Below are 23,686 nucleotides of genomic sequence, written 5' to 3' on the forward strand. Positions count from 1 at the left end.
CAGGACACTCGATAATAGATCCAGACGCAAGCCGCATTCTTTATTCATGGAGGATCACAGGAATCATGTCAGGATTGAAATCGCTCTCAATGTCAGTCGTGCGGGCACTTGGAATCATGTTGCTCAGTCTGCCTCAAAGTCATCGTGGAGAAGCTGCAGAAGTGATCGGGCAACACTGGCCTGCCGGCCAACAGCTCTCTATGTCACAGATCGATCACAGCAGCTTTGACCGGTTGTTAAAAAAGTACGTCGATACAGAAGGCATGGTTAATTATGGCGCGTGGAAAGCATCGCAAACAGATCGGCGTGCCTTGCAGAATTATCTAAAGCTGCTCAGTCGGGCAAACCCGCGTGCAGTAGCACCGAAACAGGCTCGCCTCGCTTTCTGGATCAATGCCTACAATGCCGTGACATTAGAAGGAATCATGCAGGTTTATCCCACAACCAGCATTCGCAACCATACGGCGAAAGTGTTCGGATTTAACATCTGGGATGATCTGCCCCTGAATGTCGGCGGAAAAAAGTACTCTTTAAACCAAATAGAACACGAAATTTTACGTAAGATGAATGAGCCCCGTATTCACTTTGCAATTGTCTGTGCTTCCATCGGCTGTCCAAAGCTGAGAAACGAAGCCTATACAACGGATAAAGTTGATGCACAATTAACTGCCAACGCCATCGATTTCTTTCAGCACAATAAACATTTTCAGATCAAGCCAACTCAAACAACCGTATATCTTAGTTCCATCCTGGACTGGTTCGCGACTGATTTCGGATCAACGCAATCAGAACAGCTTCGCTATATTGCTAAATTTGCCCCGGAAGCATCACGATCTTTTTTGAAAAGTCCGAATGTGACCGTGAAGTATCTCGATTACAACTGGGGGCTGAATCGTCAGCAATAAGCGTGAAACCATTAGAGCGATATACCTCCTATCCATTTTGAATACCATCACGTCAATTCGGGGAACTTAGGGAGAATTTGCCGGCGGAATTGATCGGCTGTTTTTCCTAATCGTTCCAAGCCTCAAATCAATTACAAAAATATGAACCAGAATATTCCTGCAAACTGAACATAGCATCAAAATAGACCGATACGTAAAGCGTGCAAGACTTTTGGGTCAATTTCATAAGGGATTATTATGCGTGCCAGACACTATCTTGTTTTCTCACTCAGTTTAATTTTCATACAGTCACTCTCCTCATATGTGCAGGGAGAAGAAATCCATTGGCGAACCAATCTAAAACAGGCAGCTCAACAGGCACGAGCTGAAAATAAGGCCATGTTGATTCAAATTGGCGCGACCTGGTGTGGGTTCTGCCACAAAATGGAAAAAGAGACTTACAAAGATCCAAAAGTAATCAAACACGTCAATTCCTGTTTCATTCCGATTCGTGTTGACGCTGATCAGAATGCCGAGCTCGTCGAAGCCATCGGCGTTGCCGGGTTACCTACCACTGCCATTATCACTCCTCAACTGAAGATCGTGAAAAAGATTTCAGGCTATGTTGCTGCTCCGGAAATGGAAGGGCATCTTAATAAAATTTGCCTGGCAACTCACGAACAGGAAGCATCCCCTCGTTCCAAAGAGCCTATCAAAAAGATGAGCGAAAAAAAGGTGACGACGGAATTTGCCTTCAAGGGAATTTGCCTGGTCAGCATGCTGGACGAGCAAGAGTTGGTTGAAGGGGCACCTGAATTTTCGTCTGAATTTAAAGGACGTAACATCTGTTTTGCTTCGATCGAGCACAAACAGAAATTCGATTCCAATCCGGATCGCTATTGGCCTGCCTTTGAAGGGAACTGCCGTGTATCCCAGCTGGATCAAAACCAATCAGTAGAAGGCGATCCACATGCAGGTGGCGTCTATCGGGAAAAACTGGTCTTCTTCTCTTCCGCCGCAGAACGGGATCGGTTTTCTTCCAACCCTTCCTACTATCTGCTACAGAAATAACAAACACCTGACAGCATTCCTCAACTTAGGTTGGAAGGGAGAGGAACAAAACTGCTGCCAGGTGTCATTTAAAAACACAATCAATCAGCCTGATACATTTTGAGTATCAGGCTGATTTTTTGTAGCCGCTACTGAAGCTTTTCAATGAACTGCGGTTCCAGCCAGACAAATTTGCCTTGTTGTGCAATTTGCTTACCTTTCACGCTGACCTTCAGACTCTCAAAACGCTTCTTGTAAAGACTGGGGTGTGAATCGTGAGCCCCCTCGATCACATAAATCTTGCCGTCGCCGCTTTTTACAGCCAGCCCTAACGTGTTGGGATCTTTTTTGGGGTGAACGCCATATTCACAGGCAGCACAACCGGTTGTCCCTTTAATAGAAACCAGTTGAGAGGCAGGAGTTGTTGTGCTGCTTGTTTTTTGAGCTCCTGCTTTTTTACCGACGTATTTAGCAGGGTTGGACTGAAATTTCTGCATCACAGTTTCACTAGGAAACTGATAACGCTTGCCTTTGTAGATCGCGGTGAATTCCGGTTTGCCGGGAACATCTTTCCCGCCATCGATTTTGCACACAATGCATTTCCCGTCGCAAGCCAGATCTACATCGGCATATTTCTGTGGCGATTGATCAAAAACAGACTTGATCTGAGTATTTGGGAAGAGGAAAACCCGTCCCTGATAAAAACTCACATGATCAATCTTACCAGGATTACGCACGCCATCATGATGAGCAAAACAGACAGAGCAATCGCCGTTCAACGCGGGAACATACTTTGCCGGGTTGGCGACAAACACATTTTTAACCTCCTCAGAAGGGAACAGATAGGTCTGGCCGTCATATACGACGGAATGTTCTGCGCTCCCTTTAACAACTTTCTGACCTTTCACCAGGCAGACGGCACAATTGCCATCAAGCGCAACAGGTGCTTGTTTCGCCTTCTGTTTTTCTTTGGCATCGAGTCCCTGATTAAAAAAAGCAAGGGATGCCAGCAAGGCGGCGGTCATTACGAATCGGGTTAACTTCATCGACTTCTCCTGAAAAATTTTTGTGTTTAACGGTTTGGGATTGGTTCATTTTTCCCGCATGACTCTCAAAGACCAAACTGAGCTCGGTATGATCGTTGCCAATTCGCTTCTTGTGAGTCACACGTCAAGTATTACTGCATCGCTGAGTTCAATCTGTGGTATATTTCACAGTCCCACTCTTTTTCTCATATCTTCACTCATACAGAGATCAAATTTGGGAGACGCTCATTGTGCTGCCTGGCTTAATAAACCGGTATTGCATCAATTGGCCAAGTATTGATAATCAGGACTCTCTCCAAAACAAAAAGACTACCCGACATTTCTCAAGTCCTCTCTTACTCTCCAGTTATAAAAAAATCAGGTGCCTTATGTGGTGCACAAGTTGCCAGTCCGATGTGGCTGCAGAAGTATCTACAGACTCAAAACGAGTTCATTGCGCAATCTGTGGGAATGACCTTGGAAGCACATCTGCTGCGCGGATCAGCGATAAGACCAAAGAAGCCCGCGAGTTGCTGGCGCGCTGGTCGAACCGTGAGATGCTGGACCCATATGGGCCGCTCACCAAATCGGAGCCCCGACCACAAACAGGCTCATCCCTATTTGATCAGCCGGAACAACATCATCCGAGTTCAACTCCACAGCCCTCCCTGGAAACACACACAGAACAACAAACTCAGAGAACCGCACCTGTTGAGGTTAATGAGCAAGCTTCTGCCCCAGCAGAGGAACCGAATCACCATGATTCATTCGAGCCAGAGGAATCGGTCGCGTATCAACCGTCAAGTTTTCCCCAACTGCGTTCAGACTACCGTGATATCCAGGATCTGATTGAAGAAGACGATCAGAGCCCGAACTGGCTGGGGCTCGTCGGCCAATTAATGGCCTATGGTGGTGTCGCCGTTCTGACCATTGGAACAACGCTCGTCCTGTGGGGGTACTATGGCGGACCTGCGAACTATGCTTCCACAGGCTGGTTAATCAGCACAGCCGGGCAGATGTTGCTGTTTCTAGGTGTAATTACCCTCGTCTCTGCCGGCATGGAACAAGCTTCGACCTCAGTCAGCCGTCGTATTGACCGGCTGGGCCAGAGAATCTTTCTGTTTGAACAAGCCATGCTTGAGCAACAGAAATCCCAGAATAAGCGAGCTTCAACGCCACAACCGTCACAGCCTCATACTACGACTTCAGAACCAGCGTTGCGCAAATCTGCCTGAGTAATAAAGCCACCCAGCATTCATGAAATCGTAGACTGGGCTACGTGCGTTATTGCTGTGCCTCTGATTCCATTGTTAACAGATGCTGCTTGAGCGAAGTCCCTTGAGGTGCTGAGAAGCCCCCCAGCTTGCCCCCGGAGGCAATCACACGATGACAGGGAATCAATACGGGAATCCGATTTGACGACATCACTGTTCCCACAGCACGCGCAGCACGTGGTGCGCCCGCCTTGGCAGCCAACTCACCATAGGTAATCAGTTCACCATAACCGATCTGCTTCAGAGCACCGATGACGCGACTCTGAAATGCAGTTAACCGAGGGAGATTCAACTTCACGTCCCGGAAGTCGACAACCGCTCCTTGAAAATAATTCTGCAAACGCTCACGTAACTCTGGATACCAGTTGGCTTCTTCAATCTCATCCGCAATATCGTCATGTTCTTCTGCCCAGAGTCGCCGGACTGTCTGTCGAACATCGTCTTGAGACGGGTGTCCCATGCTGAGCCGTTCCACCCTGGTGTTTGCGCCCAATAACCCACACCAGCCAATTTCAGTCGAGAAAACGGACAATTTTGCAGGGGAGACGTCCCCCAAAGTGGCTTTATGTCCTGTATCTGCAATTATTTGGGGGGCAGCGACAGTTCTTTGACCCATCTGAAACTCTCCGATAGAATGGATTCGACTCGAAACGAAGATTTAACGGCAGTCCATTTTAGGATTTGTACAGACCAGGTTACAAGTTAATAGAGCGAATATGCACGAATACAGTATGTTGTCTGACGATTATTTTACTAATCTCAATTTATGCACGGAAATGACACTGCCTTCCTCTCGGGATACCGTTCTGAGTTTTTTTGAACGGGTACAAAAATCGTTTCCCTCCATGCGGAATTTTTATAACCGCGGAGAAGGTGGTTTCATTCTGGAAGAAGATAAAGAAGAAGTCGGACAACAGCGATGGATGTCCCTCGAATCACAGCGTGTCTGCAGCGGGTATTTCAATCCCAAGGATCCGGACGACTGTTTAACTCAACATCAACTGATGCTGGAACTGGTGCCCTACATGCTCTCCGTCAGTCCGCTGGACTGTGAGGCTTTGGATTATATTGTCGGCTTCGACTTTTCCTATCGCGGAAATCACGATGCGCTGGTCGCTGAAGCACTGGGATCAAACCAGGCCATCGACAGCCTGCTGCAGATTCCCGGCTCCCAGGCATTGAATTATGAACCATCGATTACACTCAGTCTGGACGATTCCTGTCGTTGCCAGGCGCGATTGCAAATTGAAACGCGCACCAACGCCTATCAGGTACGACGCGACGATTATCCGGATGAGCAGATTTCTGTGTTCTTCACATTAAGACAGTATGGCAGTCTTTCCGCCGACACAAAACTCGAAGATACCATGCTGGATCTGAAGGCAAGATCAGATCAGCTGATGAAAGATTATGTCATTGATCAAGTCTTGCGTCCGCTGGCACAGGCGATTTCCACGAAATAAAGAGTGTTTTAGAGAAAGAGGGCTGGTCCAGTTTCCAAAACCAGAACGCCCTTATAAAGTAGTTTACATCGAGTGTGCATCCAGAAAACTTCAACATCAAAGGGGATTCCTTCGTGGCTTTACCATTAAGCGATTTCGCTCAGTCTCTTACCGTCGAAACAGCATTCAGCGTCCTGGCCGTAGCCAAACAACTCAAAGCGGAAGGCAAAGATGTTGTTGAGCTCGAAGTGGGAGACAGTCCGTTTGACAGTACTGCTTCCGCAAAATCTACTGGTATTGAAGCCATTCAAAATAATCAGTCGCACTACTGTGCATCCCCGGGAATTCCCGAGTTCCGTAAAGCGGCTGCCGACTTTGTCTCGCGTGAATTTCAGGTCGACGCAAAACCCGAAAACATTGTCGTCGGTCCGGGCGCCAAAGTATTCGAGCAGTTCTTCTGTGAAGCCTTTTTGAACCCCGGTGATGGCGTACTGGTTTTCAGTCCCTATTTCCCGACCTATCTACCCAACATCGAACGCCGCGGCGCACGCATGGTGCTTTCCGATCTCAAACAGGAAAACAATTTCAGCCCAAACCTGGCTGACATCGAAAAATTCCTGGCCGAAGATCCCTCTCCGAAAGCAATCTTTCTGAACTCGCCCCACAATCCTACGGGAGGGGTCATTGCCGAGTCCGAGCTGAAAGCCATCGCCGACTTGATTCGCGGAAAAAATATTGCTGTCTTCAGCGACGAACCCTACTGCCATATGGTCTGGCAGGGAAAACACCATTCGATTCTTGCACAGCCGGGAATGATCGATCAATGTGTGTCCGCTTACACCTTCAGTAAATCCTACAGCATGAGTGGCTGGCGTCTGGGTTTCTGCGTTGCTTCAGAAGAAGTCGCAACTTCCATCGGAAAAATGGTCAACACCACGCTTTCCTGTACACCTCCTCTGGTTCAGTTAGCTGGTGCGGCTGCGCTCAATAACGATTCGAAAGAACGCGATGAAGTCATGCTGAAGTTCCGCGAAAAAGTGGTTCTGCTAACGAACAAATTGAATCAGATCGAGAACTTCCATGCCCTTGATCCCCACGCCACGTTTTACGTGTTTGTCAACGTAGCGCCCGTCTGCAACGAACTCGGCATCACCAGTCATGGCTTGGCCCTGTATCTGTTGGAAGGGGCCGACGATAAGTTTGGCATCGCCTGCCTGGGTGGTGAGTGTTTTGGTGACGCAGGACACGGATTTTTACGTTTCAGTTGTGCAGAACCGAATGATCGCCTGGAACAGGCGATCGACTTTATTCCAGAAGCGATTTCCCGCAAAGATCGTATAGCCAGTTATCTTGAGTCACACCCAGGCGCGCGTCTGGAATCACCTTATCCGGTTTAAAAGCTGACTCGTGATCCGTTCGCTGCTCATACTTGACAGGAATAGAGAGAAAAACGGAATCTCAGGGATGTTATGAATCGATATCAAACGCTGATCCGCACCGGGCTTATTCTGTATTGGCTTTTGCTGTTTACCGTGACTCACATCCCCCTAAAAAAGGGAACACTCCCCCAAGGCACTGACGTCCCGATACACTTTATTGCGTATGCGGGGCTTTCCTTTCTGTTGACCTGGTGGCTCTCATTAAAATGGGATAAGCTGACTCTTAAGCGGCTGATCGCCGTCTTTGTCGGAGTCAGCCTGTTCGGCATGCTGGATGAATTTCTACAGGGAATTCCTATACTGCAGCGTGAGCCGAGTCTCGATGACTGGGTGGCCGACACACTGGGAGGTCTCTTGGGTATTGCGTTTTACCTGCTGGTTCACAAACCGCTTCGGCGGCTCATGCAAAACTTCCAGAATGCAGACAAGCAGCCATAGAAACATCAACTCGAAATTGTTGTCTTATTCTTTTTTACTGGTAGCAGGCGTACGCCAGCGCCGATTTGATTTATTCAACAGCGCGGTTGCAGCGGCAGGTCCCCAAGTACCGGCATAATACGGCTCGGGAGTATGATCCGCTTTTTCCCACGCATCCAATACTGGTGTGACAAACTTCCAGGCTGCTTCCAGTTCATCGCTTCGAGTAAATAGAGTCGAATCGCCACGCAAAACATCCATCAGCAACCGCTCGTACGCTTCAGGCAGACTTTTATGGTAGGCATCCTCAAACGCAAAATCCATCGTCACCGGCTGGATCTGATACTGCATGCCGGGCCGTTTCGTTGAGAACTTCATGGAAATCGATTCTTTGGGCTGAATCCGGAAAATCAATTCGTTCGGTTTGCGTTCCACCAGCGAACAGATATCACCATCGCATTCCACAGTCGTAAACAGATTCATTGGCGGATGCTTAAACTGAATGGCGATCTCGCTCACGCGTTCAGGCATGCGTTTACCTGTTCGCAGATAAAACGGCACACCTTCCCAACGCCAGTTCTCTACCATGACTTCCATCGCCACAAAAGTTTCCCGTGTGGAGTCGGGGGGCACTCTCTCTTCTTCTCTGTAGCCGGGAACCGCCTGCCCAAATGATTGCCCGGCGGTATACTGGCCAGCAACCGCCCATTCAGACACAGGGCCTTTCGTCCCGGGTGCCAGTGTTTTCAATACTTTCAATTTCTCGTCGCGGATTTCCTCTCCGCTGAACAAGGCGGGAGGTTCCATCGCGATCAGACACAACAATTGCAGTACGTGATTTTGTAACACATCCCGCAGGGCGCCCGAACGATCATAATAGCCACCTCGCCCGTGCTCGATTCCCTGCGATTCCGCTACTGTAATCTGAACGTGATCAACATGATTCCGATTCAGCAACGGCTCAAAGATCGAATTGCTCAATCGGAATAACAGAATATTCTGAACCGTTTCTTTCCCCAGATAATGATCAATGCGATAAATCTGGTCTTCGGTTAACAGCTCACTCAACTGCTGGCTCAGCTGCTGCGCCGATTCCAGGTCGTGCCCAAACGGTTTTTCAATGACAACCCGCAACCACTCATCATCTGAATTACGCGGCACCATCTGTGCCCGAGACAATGCCTGTACCGCGGGATAAAATAAAGAGGGCGCTGTCGCCAGATAGGCAACCCGTTTGGTGATGATATCGCCAATGGTTTCGCGTTCTACTGCTTCAATTGAATCTTTGAGTTTCGCATGATCGCTTTCGTCTGTGATGTCGACTTCACGATAAAAAAGCCGTTTGGAAAACGTAGCCCATTTTTCATCGGTCACCGTTCCGGTACGGGTAAATTGCGCAACCGTATCGCGCTGTTCGTTACGAAATTGTTCGTCCGTTTTTGAACGCCGTGCGAGACCAATGATCGGAAGGTCGGCAGACAGAAACCCTTCACTCCATAAATCATACAACGCAGGAATTAATTTGCGGGCCGTTAAGTCGCCTGAGGCTCCAAAAATCAGGATGGTTGCCGTAGTCAGATCGATTGAAGAATTTGCGTTGGCCATGTCTTAACATCCATGCCTTAAAAAAGTGACACTCTAAAACTGTAAATAAGTGGCTCTAAAATAGCCTGAGATTAGACGTTTGTCGGCAGCTGTTCGATCAGGGAATCAAGTTCGCCTTTGAGCCGCGGCAGAATCTCATCATAGGAATAACGGCCCAGCGATTCGCTCCCTTTTTTCAGATTGACATAATTGGGGCCACACCAGAGGCCGAGGTCGGCATCATCCGTTTCTCCGGGGCCATTTACCCGGCAGCCCATGACGGCAATCGTAATTTTATGATCTTTGGCATACTCAGTCATCTTTTTGACATCAGCCGCCAGATCCACGAAAACTTCGTTTTCGACGCGCGAACAACTGGGACAGCTGATGATGTTCAACCCTTTCTGGTCAAAATCAACAACCGTCCGTACGCGACCGGCGGCAATATCATTCAGAATCGTGTGTCCGGCTTCAATCTCCTCTCCCTTGCGATCATTGGGAACTGTCAGAGAAACGCGAATCGTATCCCCAATACCTTTACTGATCAATTGCTCAAACGCCATTCTGGTTTTGATGACGCCATCAGGAGGCATGCCTGCTTCCGTTACTCCCAGGTGAAGTGGAATATCGGGACGTTGCGCAGCAAAACGGGTATTGACTTCAATGACTTTCGCGGGATCAGAATCCTTGAGAGAGACACAGAAACGGGTGAAGTCAATAGACTCCAGAAATTCACAATGATCCAGCGCACTTTCCAGCATAGGAGAAATGGAATCATCGGGATCATACTTTTCCAGTTTCGCCGGATCGACCGACCCACAATTGACGCCTACCCGTAGCGCACAATCATTGGCTTTCGCAACTTCAGCAATGAAGCGAACCTTTTCCTGCCAGGGTTTTTCCGGTTCATGATGATACAGGTGCCCCGGATTATAGCGCAGTTTATTGACATAGGGTGCGATGACCTCTGCCAGCCGATAATTCTCCTGCAAATCAACCGTCAAAGGGACACTCGTCTGTTTGCGGATTTCGATCAATGCTGCCGCTTCCCGTTTATTGTCGACGGCAATCCGCACGATATCGGCTCCAGCCTGTTCCAGTGAGTGGATCTGGGCCACAGTCGCATCAATATTACTGGTTTTGGTCGCTGTCATACTCTGAACGGCGATCGGGTGGGCATTCCCAATGACAACTGCACCAATCTTCACTTCTCTGGTTGGATTTCGTGGTAACTGCAAGTTGTTTGTTCCTCTGGAATAAATGAAGTTCGTCTCTGCGTTGAAGCTCACGAATTGTATGAGATCCCGGGCTTAACGTCCATTCATGAAAAATCACCAAAAGTCTATTGGGATTGACAGAATTTAGATGTCGATTTACAAGCCCTCAAGCAATTAATGCATTTTATGCAAAATTAGCGGGTACATATAGTAGGTGGAAGAAAAATGAATCGTCTGATAGCAGGGATGCTTCTCGGTTTCTGTGTGTTAAACGGATGCGGAAACGAAGCGCAACCAACTTCTCAGAAAGAAGTTAAGCCAAAGCAAACAGCAGCCATCGAACAACAGGACCAGCAGAAAGCGTCCGAAACGGCTACAAAAAATAATGCGCCATCGGAAGCAAAAGCACAGGTCGCTTTGAATCAGGCTCCCCTTCCTGAAGCGACTGTGAAAAAGGCAGAGGAATTCTTCGACCAGGGAATGAAACTGCTGCAGCAAGGCAAGCTACTGGAATCAACACAGGCGTTTACATCCGCTATTAAACTGAATCCACGAGATCCCAAATACTATTTCCACCGCGGCAGTGTCTGGGCCGATCTAAAGCAGGACGCGAATGCCATTGTAGATTTAACCAAATCCATTGATATGAGCCCTAAGAACGCGCAATATTTTTATACGCGCGCACTCTTTTTCATGACGCGAGGCGGCGGCCAACTGGCAATCCAGGACTTCTCCAGAGCCATCGAACTCAACCCCAAAGACCATCAGGCGTATAACAATCGGGGCTTACTGTTTGCGACGTCGGGAAAACTGAAAGAGGCCCGTGCCGACTTCGAACAGGTACTGCAAATCAAACCTGAAAGCATTGATGCGATGAATAACCTGGGATTTGCTTTGATGAATCTCAATGAAATCGACAAAGCGTTTGAGGTTTTGAATCAGGTCATCAAACTGGACCCCAAATATTTGAATGCTTATGACAATCGTGGGCTAGCCTGGCTGAAACAAAAAGAGTATGCCAAAGCAGCAGACGACTTTACGAGAGCCATTGAATTGAGTCCGCAGAAGTTGAAATTTTATCGCCAGCGGATGCTGGCCTACGAAAAACTGGAAGATACAAAAAAAGCAAAAGCAGATGCGGAAAAAATTGTCTGGCTGCAAAAACTGACATTGATCAACGAACGGATTGCCAAGGCACCGAAAGACACAAATGCAATTCTTGAGCGAGCTCAGTTTTATCTGGAGTCTGATATGCGCGAATCTGCGATGAAAGATTACGCCAAAATTGTTGAACTGACCCAGGATACAGGGCACGGCTATTACATTCGCGGTGCTCTTTACCTGGAAGAAAATAAGCTTGATCGCTGCATCCAGGAGTGCTCCCGGGCCATTAATATTGAGCCTAACCCCGAAGCCTATTCAGTTCGCGGGGATGCATTTATGAAACGAGGCGATGTGGAACATGCACTGCGTGATTTCGAGCGGGCGAAACGTATTGATGCAATTGTCGCAAAAGCATATCTGATGCGATCGAAATCGTTCAAGAAAAAAGGTGAACTGAAAAAAGCAGCGAAAGATTTCGAACGCGCTGTTGCCATCGACCCTTCGCTGGGGCCCGCCAAACTGAAGAAAGAAAAAACAGCTGCAAAACCGATCATTCGCCCCATTGACTAGTGGAGTGTCATTTTTCATTTTGGGTTAATGGATATCACGAGAGTGCGACAACGGAGCACGTAAACAACACTCTCCACCCTCCATTTCCAGCTTGACAAAGCACAAGTCCTGAAGTTCAAGGAGTATTGAATGAGTGGCGGATTTCTGGACGAGCCAAATTTTAAAGACGGTCGATCTCAGGCAGGCGATCAACGCTCGGTTTCCGACTTCCTGTTCGTCAGTTTTAATTCACGGGTGCTTGCCTTGGATCGCGATACAGGAGAGTTACTCTGGAACTGGAAAGCCCCTAAAGGCCGTTCAAACTATGTCTCAATTCTTGTCGACGATGAACAGCTCTTTGTTTCCGTCGACGGTTACACCTATTGCCTGGATCCCTATACGGGTCAGCAAATCTGGTTCAATCCGCTCAAAGGATTTGGATACGGAATCCCGACATTAGCCACTGCAGAGTTTCATACCAATGCGGCGTCGGCGGCTGAGATCATCACGCGAGAGCAGCGGAGACAGGATAACGGAGCGCAATAGAAGCCTCCTGCAAACGACTCCGTTGCGTCAGGAAAGCAGTTCGGCATTTGTCAGGTGCCAGCGATTCGGATCGAGAATTGATTCCAGTTTGAAATCCTGGAATTTGGGATTGGCGTACACAAATACCTTGGTGTCTGAGTGTCGTTGGAAGAATCCAAAACGTGACAGTAGTCTGGAAACCTCTTCCCGCCCAAAATAGTTGATCACGATCGATTCCAAACCAATCTGTCGACTATGATGGCAAAACGCAGCCAGCATTTGTTTCAATGATTTCAAATCACGATAAAAGAAGTCCTGAATGCCCGCCGCGTAGTCACCGCTGCGTCCCGACTCTCCCAACACGTAAATCATGTACCCCAATAGTTCCCGTTCTCGATTTTCAAGAGTCATGATATGAAAACGTGTGCTGGGCTCTCGACGAAAACGCCATTCCAGAAACTCGCGGGTTCGCTCAACCATCACAATGTCTTTGGAGTTTTCATTGAATAGAGTTTCAAAGCGTTCATCGATGGGCGCGTCATAATTGACGATATTCCGGTGAGACAGAAAAGTATGTGACTCCAACGAATAAGCACGTAGTGCCAGATCAATGACAGTCGAGACACTTTTCCGTAAAATCGTAGAACGAATTCGTTCTTTGAATTTGTACTCACAACGGATCGGCTTGACCCAGTGTTGAAATGTGCCTACTTCTTTATAGCGGCAACGTTTGAAGATCGCTGAAGCAGTATCGGTCATGCCATAAACAAAATTGAAATCCGTATCGGGTAAATGTGAAATCAATGCGCGCTGCAGTTTCAACGCGGCCTGAGCAGAGCGATGTTCTTTGTCGATATTAATCGATTCGGCCTGCCCCACAGCAAAGGGATGCCCGTTATAGTTCATGCGGCGAGTCAATAGACCGGTAGAACCGATCAGTTGCCCGGCTGCTTCTTCTCTGGCTAACCAGCAGTAATTCTCGCCGAACGGGTTCTGCTGATGAGACCAGTTAAACCAGTGAGAATCGGTCTTCTTAAAATTCCGATTAATCAAAGCCAACAGCTCATCCTGATTGTCACTCGGGGTCGCCTGAGTGATTGAGTAACCCATGTTGAAAGAACCTGTTCATGCATTCTGATTGAAGTGAGAAAGAGCCGACTTTAGCATTCATGAAGTCTAGGCCACTCCATAAGGATGTCAAATTAAATCAAAATTGGTTGATATTAGTGATCGAATGCATGCACAACCAAACGCGCCAGAATGCAATACCAGACGCAATCAAGAGTCAGAGTAAGAACTTACGAGAAGCTTAATGAGCCGCGCATTGGCTTCCGGGAACTGCAATTCCGGCAGTGATTCCACAGGAAACCAGTGAAATCCCTTCAGGTCACAGTCCTTGAGTTCTGTTAAAGACTGTTTGGGACGGCATAACCAGAAATGCAGTTTCACGTCGGCATGATCATAGGCATGCTCTTCGTAGAGTAATTCATTGACTGCAATAACATCCAATCCGGTCTCTTCCTTGCACTCCCTGACGGCACATGCCTCAGCCGTCTCTTCTGCCCGGCATTTTCCTCCGGGAAATTCGTGAAAGCCAGCCAGAGCCACGCCTGAGGGGCGAACACCAATCAGGAATTGCCGTTGATGTTCGACAATGGCAATTCCGATTCGGTTTGTCTTCCGGGAATTCATAACACCAATCCGTTTATTCCGGGAACGTTTTGATCAAAGTTGCCGACTATCAGTGACTCGACCAAAAATCATACGTCCCGCGCTGCTCTGGAGCACACTGGTCACGACCGCATCAACATCACGACCGACCAGATGATTGGCCTGTTCACAAACGACCATCGTACCATCATCCAGATAGCCGACGCCTTGTGCCTGCGACTCTCCTTCCTTGATGATTTTTAACTGGATATGCTCGCCCGGCAGATAACGGGGCTTTAATGAGTTGGCCACATCGTTCAGATTGATTACATCCACTCCCTGTACGCTGGCAACTTTATTGAGGTTAAAATCGTTGGTGACGACTTTCCCCCCCAGCTTCTTCGCAGCAACCACCAGACGCTGGTCTACCGTCAGACCTTTCTCTTTATCAGACTCTTTTGCATCGTACATCGAGATATCGACATTCGGGTTGTTCTGTAACGTAGACAGAATATCCAGACCACGACGGCCACGAACGCGCCGGACTTTATCACTACTGTCAGCGATATCCTGGACTTCTTTCAGAATGAAGTCGGGCACGACCATTTCAGAATCCAGTATTTTGGTTTCTACGACGTCGGCAATTCGACCATCGATGAGAGCGCTACTATCGAGTACCAGAGGTCGGCCCCCTTTCAGTTCACGCGAAAACTCAACGTAAGGCACGATAAACCGGAAATCGTCTTTCGTTTGCAGCAGAAAAGAAATACACAGGTAGGGCAGGGTGAGCGTGGTAATCATCACAACACCTTCACCCCAGGGTGTTTTTGAGATGACAGGCGTCAGTGCCTGAATCAACAGATAACTCAGCAGGACACCGACCAACAGCCCGAAATAAATGGCTGACATGACCTCAATTCGCTTGCGACTGATGAGCAGATCCATACAGGTCACACCCTGAGTAAAGATCATCAACAGTACAAATGCGATCAGTGGATACTGGTCAACAGGGCTAGGCGGGTTAGAACTGACATAGGTGGCGATGGCTCCCGCGCAGACAAACGCGTAAAGCACTCGGATACTGATTAACAACATTGTAAATGACACTTTAAGTCTAAGAAAAACTTCTAGTTATTTGTTCCCATAGACTCTACTGTGCTAACACTCACCGTAATACAGATCTTCCGATTCGGCAGATTTATCATCCAGAAACATTCCTGTACTCCGGAAAGGGTGTCAGACATCCAGAGAGTTTGGGAATGATTTTGATCTCGGTGTTTCAGGCTTGACTGAATCGATCTCCACGATCGAATTCAGAATACCTATTGAACAGATTAGAAAATGAAATAACTGTGCATTCCAGAACCATTTTTGTTCAACCCATTTACGATTTGATACCTCTGAGAAATTGGACTTTCGATCAGGACCTCGTCTATTCCTTCACCGAAACTTTAAGTTCTCAACTTCTCAACGGCTCTTTCGTTCACAGGTACCGATGCAACAAAATCATTGTGTGATCTCCCAAACACACAACACATTGCAGCATTCATTTCTCAGTTAAATCAACTTTGAAAATCTCAGCTTTTATTACAAACCTTTGCTCTGATTGAGCAAAAGGATCATCGTACACTATACCCAAACCAAATTGCTCTCGCCACTGAAAAGGAATCGGTATCAACCGATTCTGGAACTTAATCAGGAATGCTTGTCGTATCATCGGTATTTATACCAATAGCTTCTGGGACACATTCTAAGCACAGTATGTTTCAGGGCAAAACAGGCGGGGCTCATTGCAAGTAGACATAGGACTACTCCACTTACCACCCTACTGGATCTTGAAGAACCAGTATCGCTCTGTCAATTCCCGTAAAAAAAGCTCACCGTCCTGCAGAACCGTGAGCTTGATTTTGGTAATGGAAACTCGCTTTAGCTACCCGCCGTAGGTCCACCCACCGGGGGAGCAAATTTGATCTTTTCGATGTAACGGATAATGTGTTTGCCCGACGGGTCGAGGCGGCCGGTACAGGCACTGACGGCCTTCAGAGTATACTCATAATGCAGGTTATAATCTGCTTCGATTTCAACCTCCATATCTTTGGTAATCGGGTTACCTGGCCTGCCAATAATCTTCAGGATCTCATTGTTCAAGCCAGAAAAAACATTCGGCCCGTTTCCGAGATTCACCTGACCTAGACGAATCGTATTCAGTGAACCATCTTCATTGGCGGTCAGACGAACTTTAATCGATGGAAAAATATCATCTTTTTCAGTAGGAGCCAAGTTGTCTGTGATCGGCATGTTGACATTGAAATCCCCTTCCGGTTCAACAATATTCAACGTCAGCATGAAGAAGATCAAAAGCTGAAAAACCACATCGATCATCGGCGCCATCTGGGGCTCGATCTTTTCTGCATCTCGACCTGAACTGCGTAACTTCATAGGAATTCTATCCTGCAATAATGAAATCTGTAACGTTTACAGAATGTTTCAAAAATCGTCGCTATTGCGTCTTCTGGGTCGCCTTAAAGGCAAATTTTGTAAAACCACTTTCCTGCGCAATCTTGATCAGATCCTGGATCTGCCCTGTTTTTACAAGTGCATCTGCTCTCAAGATCACAGGAACATCTTTCGGGTCCTGATTTTTCTGCTTGTAAATACGTGCTTCCTGTTCAAACTTCGGCCCGAACTTCAAGACCGGAATTTTTTCACCGTTATACAGAATATACGCTTGAGGATCGATAATTTCACCAGCGGCGTTACGTTCAAAACCAATGTTCAAAACAAGTTGATCGGCGGCTTTGACTTCTGGTGGCTTAGCCAGCGAATCGGAAGGCAGCTTTACTCGCTCGTCTGCCTGGATCTGCTCAAAGTTGGTGATCACCATGAAAAACGCGATTAATTGAAAAACAATATCAATCATCGGCGTCATATCCACATCGGCGACTGCGGGCTTTTGAGATTTGATTTTCATTGAAATACTCTCCTCTCAAACAGGCTCCCCCCCCAGCCTACTGAGGAGATAAACCTGTTTGATCGTTGCATGTGCTATTTACTGCTCGAAGAGAATCGGTTCATCAGACTTTCGCTGATCATGCCGACTTCCAGTGAAAAACGAGCAACACGGTTTCGCAGCAGGCTATAAAAAATCATTGCGGGAATCGCAACAGTCAAACCTTCCAACGTCGTAAACAGAGCGGTGGAAATACCGTCTGCCAGTTCCGAAGGCTTAGGAGACGTTGCCGAATTCGCAATAGTCTGGAAACTCAAAATCATACCGTAAACAGTTCCCATCAGACCGATCATCGGAGCGATGGCACCAATCAACGCCAGATAGCTCAGTTTGTGTTCCATCGCCATGTTTTCATCTTCACCGACTTCCTGCATGCCTTCAACAGCTTCTGCGTAGCCTTGATTCAGCTTGCTCAGTCCTGCTGCTAAAACTCGGGCGACAAAGGAATCATCACTTTTTGCCAATTCGTAGGCCCCCTGGTAGTCTTTGTTGTTAATCTTTTCTTCAAAGGCACCAATCAAATCGGGTGGCATCAGGTTATCACGACGAATCGAAAGTACATTGGCCATGATCAGAGCAACCATCAAAAACGAGAGCAGCAGCAGAATCAAACCGAAGAATCCAGATGCCCGGATCATCCAGGAGAGAAAACTTTCGGTCGCCGCTGGTGGGGCAGCGCCATTTCCAGCAGGTGCTGCTGCAGGTTCCTCTCCCGCTGGCGCTTCCCCGGCTGGTGCTTCGCCTGCCGGAGGTGCCTCGCCGGCTGCAGGTGCTTCACCTGTCGCGGGTGCAGCTTCGTCTTGATAAGCCCAGCTATTTGTGTTCAAACCAAGTGGCGTAAAAACGACCGCGCAAAGTAATAATATACTCAGGCTACGATATGCCAGTGAAGTCTGATTCCGTTCCAAGGAATTCCCCATCATCATTGTTGTGGTCTCCGGTCTACTGAAAGGAGTGTTAATCGTGGATCTCTTGCTCTCGGACTGTGAAGTCTTTTTTCAAGTGCCCGTTATTATTTATAGGTCAAAATTGCATTGTAAAGGCTAGACTTAACGAATCTGCCCAGCAATCTGACATTCGCGTCAATTTCTCAGGATCCTGCCGCTTTTTGGGTCCATTCGCTATTGGGATATTGCTGCTCTAAGACGGCACGTGCTTCGACGCCACGTTCCGGTTTTTGAACCTTCCCCCATAATGTGGATAAGTGATATAACGCCTCGGCGTGAATCGCAGGTTGAGATGGAAAAAGAACATCAATGTGCAGATACGCAATCAATGCTTCCTTCGCCTCCCCCAACTCCCGATAGCAGTCTCCCTTGCGTAAATAAGTTTCTGCCAGAAGTGCGGTTTGCTGAGGATCGGCTGTTTTAATAATCTGATCTAAAACCGTAATCGCTTCTTTTTGCTTTCCTTCTTTTTCCAGACACAAAGCACTCCCTAATTGAGCGGCTCGTTTACTGGCCAGCTCTGCAGGCGACTTGGCATCTATTTTGGTAACCGCTTCAAAGGCTGACAAAGCACCTTTGATATTTCCCTGTGCCAACAGAACACGCGCTTTCAGGTTTTTGGCGTTCATCTGGGTCTCTTTCCAGGGAGAACGCTCTAAGGTTCCAAACTCTTTGTTAGCGGCTGCATAATCTTTCTTGGCGAGGTAGGCTTCTCCCAGTAATTTCGTAGCCGCGTAGAACTGATAGTGGTCGCCATTCGCTTTGATGAAATCAGAAAGCAGTTTAATTGCATTATCCAGATCAGCGGCATTTGACTGTGCACTCTTTGCGGTAGCACGGGCAATCATAAACTGTAGAGCTTTTTTGAGGTTGGCACTGCCACTGGACTGTGCCTTCTTATATTCTGCGAGGGCAGCGGCATAGTTGCCGTTCTGTTCCTGATTCCGGGCAATATTCAATTGAGGAGGCTCACCATCCCAGCGCACACGCTGAACTTCGTTTGCTGGAATTTTGACGCTCTTTGACCCCCGCTGCAAAGTCAGTTCGGTTTTTGTGTATCCCTTGATATCACCTAGCTGCGGGCTGTTGCTGTTATATTGATAAATCGTATCGGCAGCTTCGAGATGGGAAACTGTCAGAATTTGCATACCTGCCAGCAGAATCAAACTTAACCAGATCGGGCGTTTCATCAGTTTATTGCTCCTCAACAATAATTAGTCTCGTCAATAATTGGTGGTTTTGACGGCCTGTTAAAAATCAGGCGTCTTTGGATTCACCATCTGGACGAGGTCGTGACTGTTTTTGCTGTTTCGCCTGTGCGGCTTTTTTCTTGGCAATCGCTGCTTTGCGAGCCGCGATTTCTTCCGGAGACATCTTCGCCAGTTTAGCCTTACGGGCTGCAATTTGTTCCGGTGTTAATTTTCGTTTTTCCTTACCAGACTCACTTTGTTCTGGTGACTTTTTCCGTTTTTCTTTTTCAGGTTCTGCTTTCGTACGTGGCTTATCGACAGCCGCTTTCGGCTTTGCAGACTTCGCAGAAGCCGGCTGACTCGGTTTAGGAGCCGGTGGTGCGGGTATCTCCGAAGGCATAGTGACGTTCGAAGCAAGTTGATACGAAGGACGTGCTTTTTTCCCAGGCTTCAGCCCGAAGAAATAAAACGCGGCAGCGCCACCGATTCCCAATAGAATCACAACCAGAAATAACATGGTATTCGAGCCGCCTTGAGCCGGTGCTTCCGTTGCCGGCTGTTGTGCGACTTTCTGCTGCGTATTGGCAGGTGTCTCTGCATCCAGCTGCTTTGCACCATTCGCAGCCACAGTCTCACTAGCAGTCTGACGTCGTTCGAGATCAACAGGATCTTCCCCCATGTCGGTCTGAATTTGTCGATATAACTTATTGAACCGCTCCCAGACATCGTCGGGAAGATCAACACTAATTTGACCAAAGACATTGGTCTCGTATTTTGCTTTTTCCAGTTCTTTGGAATCATTGATGGCAATTCCGTATTTTCGACGAGCCTCGATTTTATTGTACTGGGTATCGTAATACATTTTCTTCAGATCATCGCGTCCCGTCGAAGCAATCGAAGACTGAAGGATACGAGTCAGATAAGCCCAGCCTCGAATCAATGCGCCCCCTTCAAGCTCCATGCCATTGATCGCCTGCATGTATTTTTTGTGTGAGTCTCCCTGACCGCTGCCGGCCCAGTCCTGCAAAATAGAAGCCGCTTCAAACTGCACCTCTGGAGATTTATCCTTCTCTTTCAGCACAGGCGTAATCAATTTCAAAGCTTCTTCATATTCGCCTTGCTGTCTTTTACAATTCACTAAACGCAATGTAATTCCAACCTGGAAATTTCCCGGAATAAAATCGCCGGATGCGTCTTGTCGTTTCTGAATTTCTTCAAATGCAGCGGCTGCTTTGTCATAATACTTTCGGGCGACTTCCGGATTCTCCTTGGCGCCCTGGCCCATGCCATAATAGGTTTCACCAATCCAGACCAGTGAACCATACGTCTGATCTTTACGTTTGAAGATATCCGTCAGGAACGTTTCCAATGACTTGCGAACATCGTCGATTCGTTTCGTATCACCGGCTGATTTAAGACGCTCGATTTCTTCCGTAATTTTTTCACCCAGTTGGCGATACATATCGGTAATCGATTCTCCCCCCGATCCCGATGCCGACTCTTCCAACTGTTTCATCGCTTTTCTAGCCAGATCAATCTGTTGCAATCCAATATACGCGCGCAGTTGCAGCTGATAAACCAGATTTGCAAATTCGCTGCTCTGAACTCCTTTTGCAGGCCGTTTTTTACCTTTCGCCAGATGAATGGCCTTCAATACAGAGTGCGGATCTTTTGTCAGAATATCAATCGCTTCCTGGTAGTTGCCTTTGTTAAGTGCGATTTGTGCAAGCGATGTTTTTGCTGCAGTCAGATTTTCCGGAGTCTTCGCGGTGGGTGGAATCGATTTTTGTGTCGCATCAATGCCGGTCTTCAAGTGCTTTTCAGCAAGCTTCTCCCACTGATTCACGTCTTCCGGTTTTGCATCTGAGGCACGCGACATTGCAGTCAGATAACTGTTCCAGTACGCCTGACCGGCTCTGATTTGGGCATCCACATATTGAGGTGCCGTCTTGGGAACCTGCGAATACCATTTGGCTGCTTCCGCCGGCCGTTCAGTCTGGCTGTAAATATTGCCCAGTTGAATCCGAGCGTCATTCGCACGATCACTGTCAGGCCATTTGGTGGCAATTAAATTGCAGATTGCTTCCATATGCTGGTTATCAACGTAACGTTGCTCCTTGGGAGAATCGTTGTAAGCCTGTAGAAAACCTGCCAGAGCCAGATACGCTGCATCCAGAGCAATCTGAGCGCTGTCTTTGTGATGATGATTCGCGATGTATTCACCAAGAATCGCACACTCATAACTGCGTCTCAAATTATAATAGGTATAGCACAAGAGAAATCGTGCATGATCCAGCTCCTTCGGATCCGTTTTTTCGTCGGCGAGTATCAGGGCAATTTTCAGAAGGCGCGCCGTCTCTTCCATATACTGATTGAGTTCGACTTGTGCTTTCTTTTTATCCGCTGAAGTTTTTGCTGCAGCGACTTTCTCTTTCAATGCCTTGGTCTGTTTAACGCGATCCTGCCCCAAACCGTATGCCGTCTCGAATTCTTTGGGATCTCCTCCGGAGTTCCCCTGCAGCCTGGCATTAATTCGCCCCACCATCAGACGGGAAACATCACGATATTTGCCGCGGAAGGCATTCACAAAACGAGCGTTCGTTAACGCCTGTCGAAGAATTCGTTCCTGATCACTTTTTTTCACTCCCTCAGTATTTGCCAGAGCTTCCTGTGCACGTGCCAGTTCCCAGGTAATTCCCTGACCGATTGCCGTTCGACTTCGTGAACGATTATCCTTTAACCATTGCTCTGCTTCATTGATGACCAGTTGATAATCTTTTTTCTTGTCATCATTCAGGCAGATCAGTCGAAACTGCAGAATATTGTCTTTTAATTGTTTGATGGGCTGTGATTTTCCGGGGTGACCGAGCAGTTCATTATAGATTCCCAAGGCTCGTCCCAGTTCTCCCTGCTCCTCAAAACATTTTCCCTGCCACATACGCGCATACAGACCGCCCACCTGGCTGCGATAACGTTCATGAATTTTGGCATATTCTTCTGAAGCTTTTTTGAGCAGGCGATTAAAGTCAGCACTGCCACGATCGTAGGCTTGTGCTTCTTCATAGGTACATTGTGCCAAATCAAGCTGGGCACTCATGAATTGTATTTCTGCTCGCGCACGAGCCGCGTACTTTTCCGGCTCTTTCTGCTTGTCAATAAACGTTGCGGGAAACGACTTCCAGGTTTTTTCGTGTAGATTATACGCTTTTTGAAAGATCGCGCGTGCCTGCGCCACTAATTTGCGGGCGGCTGCCTGATACTCTTTTTTCTTGACGAGATCAGAAGTCTGCGCTTTACGAATCTCAACTTCTGCTTTCTCGAGAATAATTTTTCCCCGTTCAGTGTTCGCCGTTCCAGCCTTGGGGTGATTGGGGCTCTGCTTTGTGAATAGTGCCAGCTGTGCCAGTGCCCGATTCAGCGTTTCTTCCTGATCCTGCGGAAGCTTCTGAGTTCGCGAGAACATCATCAGCGTCATGGCACGTTCAAAAGGAATCAGTTCACGTATTTCTTTAGGCGTTTCTTTGTCAGATTCAATCTGAGTCAGATATTCCAGAGCAATATCGTGATAGTTTTTGTCTCGCAACCCCTGTATAAATTCGAGATACTGCTCTTCTGCATACGTGGGAGTAACGAAAGTCAGAATCGTAAACAGGCTTACGATCGAAACAAAATGGAATAGACGCATATTATAAATTCCATCGCTAATGAACGAATGAACCAAGGTCGTGAAAGAAAGGAGTTATACCTACGAAATCACGTAATCGAAAGAAGCCATACAGAATGGACACACCTCGGCATACATTATACCTACTTCGTTTACTAAATGTTCGCTGACAGATTGGGATTTTCTGTGAGAGGTGACTTTCCAAAGATGAGAGAGAACCATTCTTTACAGAAAATGTCTATAAATACCAGCATATCCCGGCGGGATGGACTCTGCAAGAAAGATGCCGGGAATCGTTGATATTTCCAACTGTTCAATTCGAGACAGGATCAATGACTAGATTGAATAACGCAGCCCCACTGACTTTACTACGCCACGTACCGGCAGAAAGATGTCTATTCATTGTTTCCACTTTAGAAATTGATACCAGTGAATTAAGAATCACAAAGCCAGATTCGCATCGCCTTCGAATTTGACGTTGGACTCAGATGTCTATATAAAGAAAGGCAACCATAATAAAAGCAGTCAAGACAGAGACTTGATTCCATCGGAGAGGTGACAGAGTGGCCGAATGTGCCGGTCTCGAAAACCGGTGTGCCGCAAGGTACCGGGGGTTCGAATCCCCCTCTCTCCGCATCCAATGAACGATGGCTCGTAACCTCTTGTAAAAAAAAGTTTGCGAGCCTTTGTTTTTTGTGCCCCCACTATTCCCGTT

At 47.5% G+C, this 23,686-nt stretch carries 20 protein-coding genes and 1 tRNA gene; 9 read left to right on the forward strand and 12 right to left on the reverse strand.

Features of this window, described 5'->3' with window-relative positions:
* Positions 1-65 precede the first annotated feature (65 nt).
* Complete coding sequence (locus Enr17x_RS25020; protein ID WP_145312485.1) at positions 66-905, forward strand: DUF547 domain-containing protein; 840 nt, start codon at positions 66-68, stop codon at positions 903-905.
* 237 nt (positions 906-1,142) lie between these two features.
* The gene (locus tag Enr17x_RS25025; RefSeq protein WP_145312487.1) at positions 1,143-1,955 is read left to right on the forward strand and encodes a DUF255 domain-containing protein; all 813 of its coding nucleotides are present in this window, start codon (positions 1,143-1,145) and stop codon (positions 1,953-1,955) included.
* 128 nt (positions 1,956-2,083) lie between these two features.
* Here Enr17x_RS25025 and Enr17x_RS25030 read toward each other — a convergent pair whose 3' ends face one another.
* Complete coding sequence (locus Enr17x_RS25030) at positions 2,084-2,980, reverse strand: YHS domain-containing protein (protein ID WP_145312488.1); 897 nt, start codon at positions 2,978-2,980, stop codon at positions 2,084-2,086.
* A 368-nt stretch (positions 2,981-3,348) separates the two neighbouring features.
* On the opposite strand from Enr17x_RS25030, the gene Enr17x_RS25035 reads away from it, so the two are divergent.
* A complete protein-coding gene (locus tag Enr17x_RS25035; protein WP_145312490.1) occupies positions 3,349-4,194 on the forward strand; it encodes a hypothetical protein in 846 nt (281 codons plus the stop codon).
* Between the two features lie 49 nt (positions 4,195-4,243).
* Here the strand turns inward: Enr17x_RS25035 and Enr17x_RS25040 are convergent, their stop codons facing one another.
* Entirely contained in the window at positions 4,244-4,849 is a 606-nt protein-coding gene (locus Enr17x_RS25040) for a methylated-DNA--[protein]-cysteine S-methyltransferase (protein ID WP_145312492.1), read from the reverse strand.
* Positions 4,850-4,949: 100 nt separating this feature from the next.
* Between Enr17x_RS25040 and Enr17x_RS25045 the strand changes: the two genes are divergently transcribed.
* The 3 genes from Enr17x_RS25045 (at position 4,950) to Enr17x_RS25055 (ending at position 7,552) form a co-directional block, all read left to right on the forward strand.
* Positions 4,950-5,696 (forward strand): hypothetical protein, encoded by a 747-nt coding sequence (locus Enr17x_RS25045; RefSeq protein WP_232100850.1) that lies wholly within the window; start codon positions 4,950-4,952, stop codon positions 5,694-5,696.
* A 113-nt stretch (positions 5,697-5,809) separates the two neighbouring features.
* Entirely contained in the window at positions 5,810-7,072 is a 1,263-nt protein-coding gene (locus Enr17x_RS25050) for a pyridoxal phosphate-dependent aminotransferase (protein ID WP_145312494.1), read from the forward strand.
* Positions 7,073-7,144: 72 nt separating this feature from the next.
* The gene (locus tag Enr17x_RS25055; protein ID WP_145312496.1) at positions 7,145-7,552 is read left to right on the forward strand and encodes a VanZ family protein; all 408 of its coding nucleotides are present in this window, start codon (positions 7,145-7,147) and stop codon (positions 7,550-7,552) included.
* 24 nt (positions 7,553-7,576) lie between these two features.
* Here Enr17x_RS25055 and zwf read toward each other — a convergent pair whose 3' ends face one another.
* Both zwf and ispG read right to left on the reverse strand, forming a co-directional pair.
* Positions 7,577-9,136, reverse strand: a complete 1,560-nt coding sequence (zwf, locus tag Enr17x_RS25060) for a glucose-6-phosphate dehydrogenase (RefSeq protein ID WP_145312498.1) — start codon at positions 9,134-9,136, stop codon at positions 7,577-7,579.
* A gap of 71 nt (positions 9,137-9,207) precedes the next feature.
* Entirely contained in the window at positions 9,208-10,353 is a 1,146-nt protein-coding gene (gene ispG / locus Enr17x_RS25065) for a (E)-4-hydroxy-3-methylbut-2-enyl-diphosphate synthase (protein WP_145312500.1), read from the reverse strand.
* A 204-nt stretch (positions 10,354-10,557) separates the two neighbouring features.
* On the opposite strand from ispG, the gene Enr17x_RS25070 reads away from it, so the two are divergent.
* Together Enr17x_RS25070 and Enr17x_RS25075 are read left to right on the forward strand one after the other, a co-directional pair.
* Complete coding sequence (locus Enr17x_RS25070; RefSeq protein WP_145312502.1) at positions 10,558-12,006, forward strand: tetratricopeptide repeat protein; 1,449 nt, start codon at positions 10,558-10,560, stop codon at positions 12,004-12,006.
* 129 nt (positions 12,007-12,135) lie between these two features.
* Positions 12,136-12,531, forward strand: a complete 396-nt coding sequence (locus tag Enr17x_RS25075; RefSeq protein WP_145312504.1) for an outer membrane protein assembly factor BamB family protein — start codon at positions 12,136-12,138, stop codon at positions 12,529-12,531.
* 27 nt (positions 12,532-12,558) lie between these two features.
* Here the strand turns inward: Enr17x_RS25075 and Enr17x_RS25080 are convergent, their stop codons facing one another.
* The 8 genes from Enr17x_RS25080 to Enr17x_RS25115 form a co-directional block, all read right to left on the reverse strand.
* The gene (locus Enr17x_RS25080; protein ID WP_145312506.1) at positions 12,559-13,620 is read right to left on the reverse strand and encodes a GNAT family N-acetyltransferase; all 1,062 of its coding nucleotides are present in this window, start codon (positions 13,618-13,620) and stop codon (positions 12,559-12,561) included.
* 168 nt (positions 13,621-13,788) lie between these two features.
* On the reverse strand, positions 13,789-14,202 hold the full coding sequence (locus Enr17x_RS25085; protein ID WP_145312509.1) for a (deoxy)nucleoside triphosphate pyrophosphohydrolase: 414 nt from the start codon (positions 14,200-14,202) through the stop codon (positions 13,789-13,791).
* A 33-nt stretch (positions 14,203-14,235) separates the two neighbouring features.
* Positions 14,236-15,255, reverse strand: coding sequence for a PIN/TRAM domain-containing protein (locus Enr17x_RS25090; protein ID WP_145312511.1), 1,020 nt, complete (start codon positions 15,253-15,255; stop codon positions 14,236-14,238).
* Positions 15,256-16,086: 831 nt separating this feature from the next.
* A complete protein-coding gene (locus Enr17x_RS25095; RefSeq protein WP_145312513.1) occupies positions 16,087-16,599 on the reverse strand; it encodes an ExbD/TolR family protein in 513 nt (170 codons plus the stop codon).
* Positions 16,600-16,660: 61 nt separating this feature from the next.
* Entirely contained in the window at positions 16,661-17,131 is a 471-nt protein-coding gene (locus tag Enr17x_RS25100) for an ExbD/TolR family protein (protein ID WP_145312515.1), read from the reverse strand.
* 74 nt (positions 17,132-17,205) lie between these two features.
* A complete protein-coding gene (locus tag Enr17x_RS25105; RefSeq protein ID WP_232100851.1) occupies positions 17,206-18,078 on the reverse strand; it encodes a MotA/TolQ/ExbB proton channel family protein in 873 nt (290 codons plus the stop codon).
* A 182-nt stretch (positions 18,079-18,260) separates the two neighbouring features.
* Positions 18,261-19,307, reverse strand: a complete 1,047-nt coding sequence (locus tag Enr17x_RS25110; RefSeq protein WP_145312518.1) for a tetratricopeptide repeat protein — start codon at positions 19,305-19,307, stop codon at positions 18,261-18,263.
* A 67-nt stretch (positions 19,308-19,374) separates the two neighbouring features.
* Positions 19,375-22,992 carry a DUF4366 domain-containing protein gene (locus tag Enr17x_RS25115; RefSeq protein WP_145312520.1) on the reverse strand — a complete coding sequence of 1,206 codons (3,618 nt, stop codon included), beginning with the start codon at positions 22,990-22,992 and terminating at the stop codon, positions 19,375-19,377.
* Positions 22,993-23,520: 528 nt separating this feature from the next.
* Between Enr17x_RS25115 and Enr17x_RS25120 the strand changes: the two genes are divergently transcribed.
* Positions 23,521-23,605, forward strand: a tRNA-Ser gene (locus Enr17x_RS25120).
* Positions 23,606-23,686 lie beyond the last annotated feature (81 nt).

Origin of the sequence: Gimesia fumaroli (genome assembly GCF_007754425.1) — a bacterium.
Taxonomy (GTDB): Bacteria; Planctomycetota; Planctomycetia; order Planctomycetales; family Planctomycetaceae; genus Gimesia; species Gimesia fumaroli.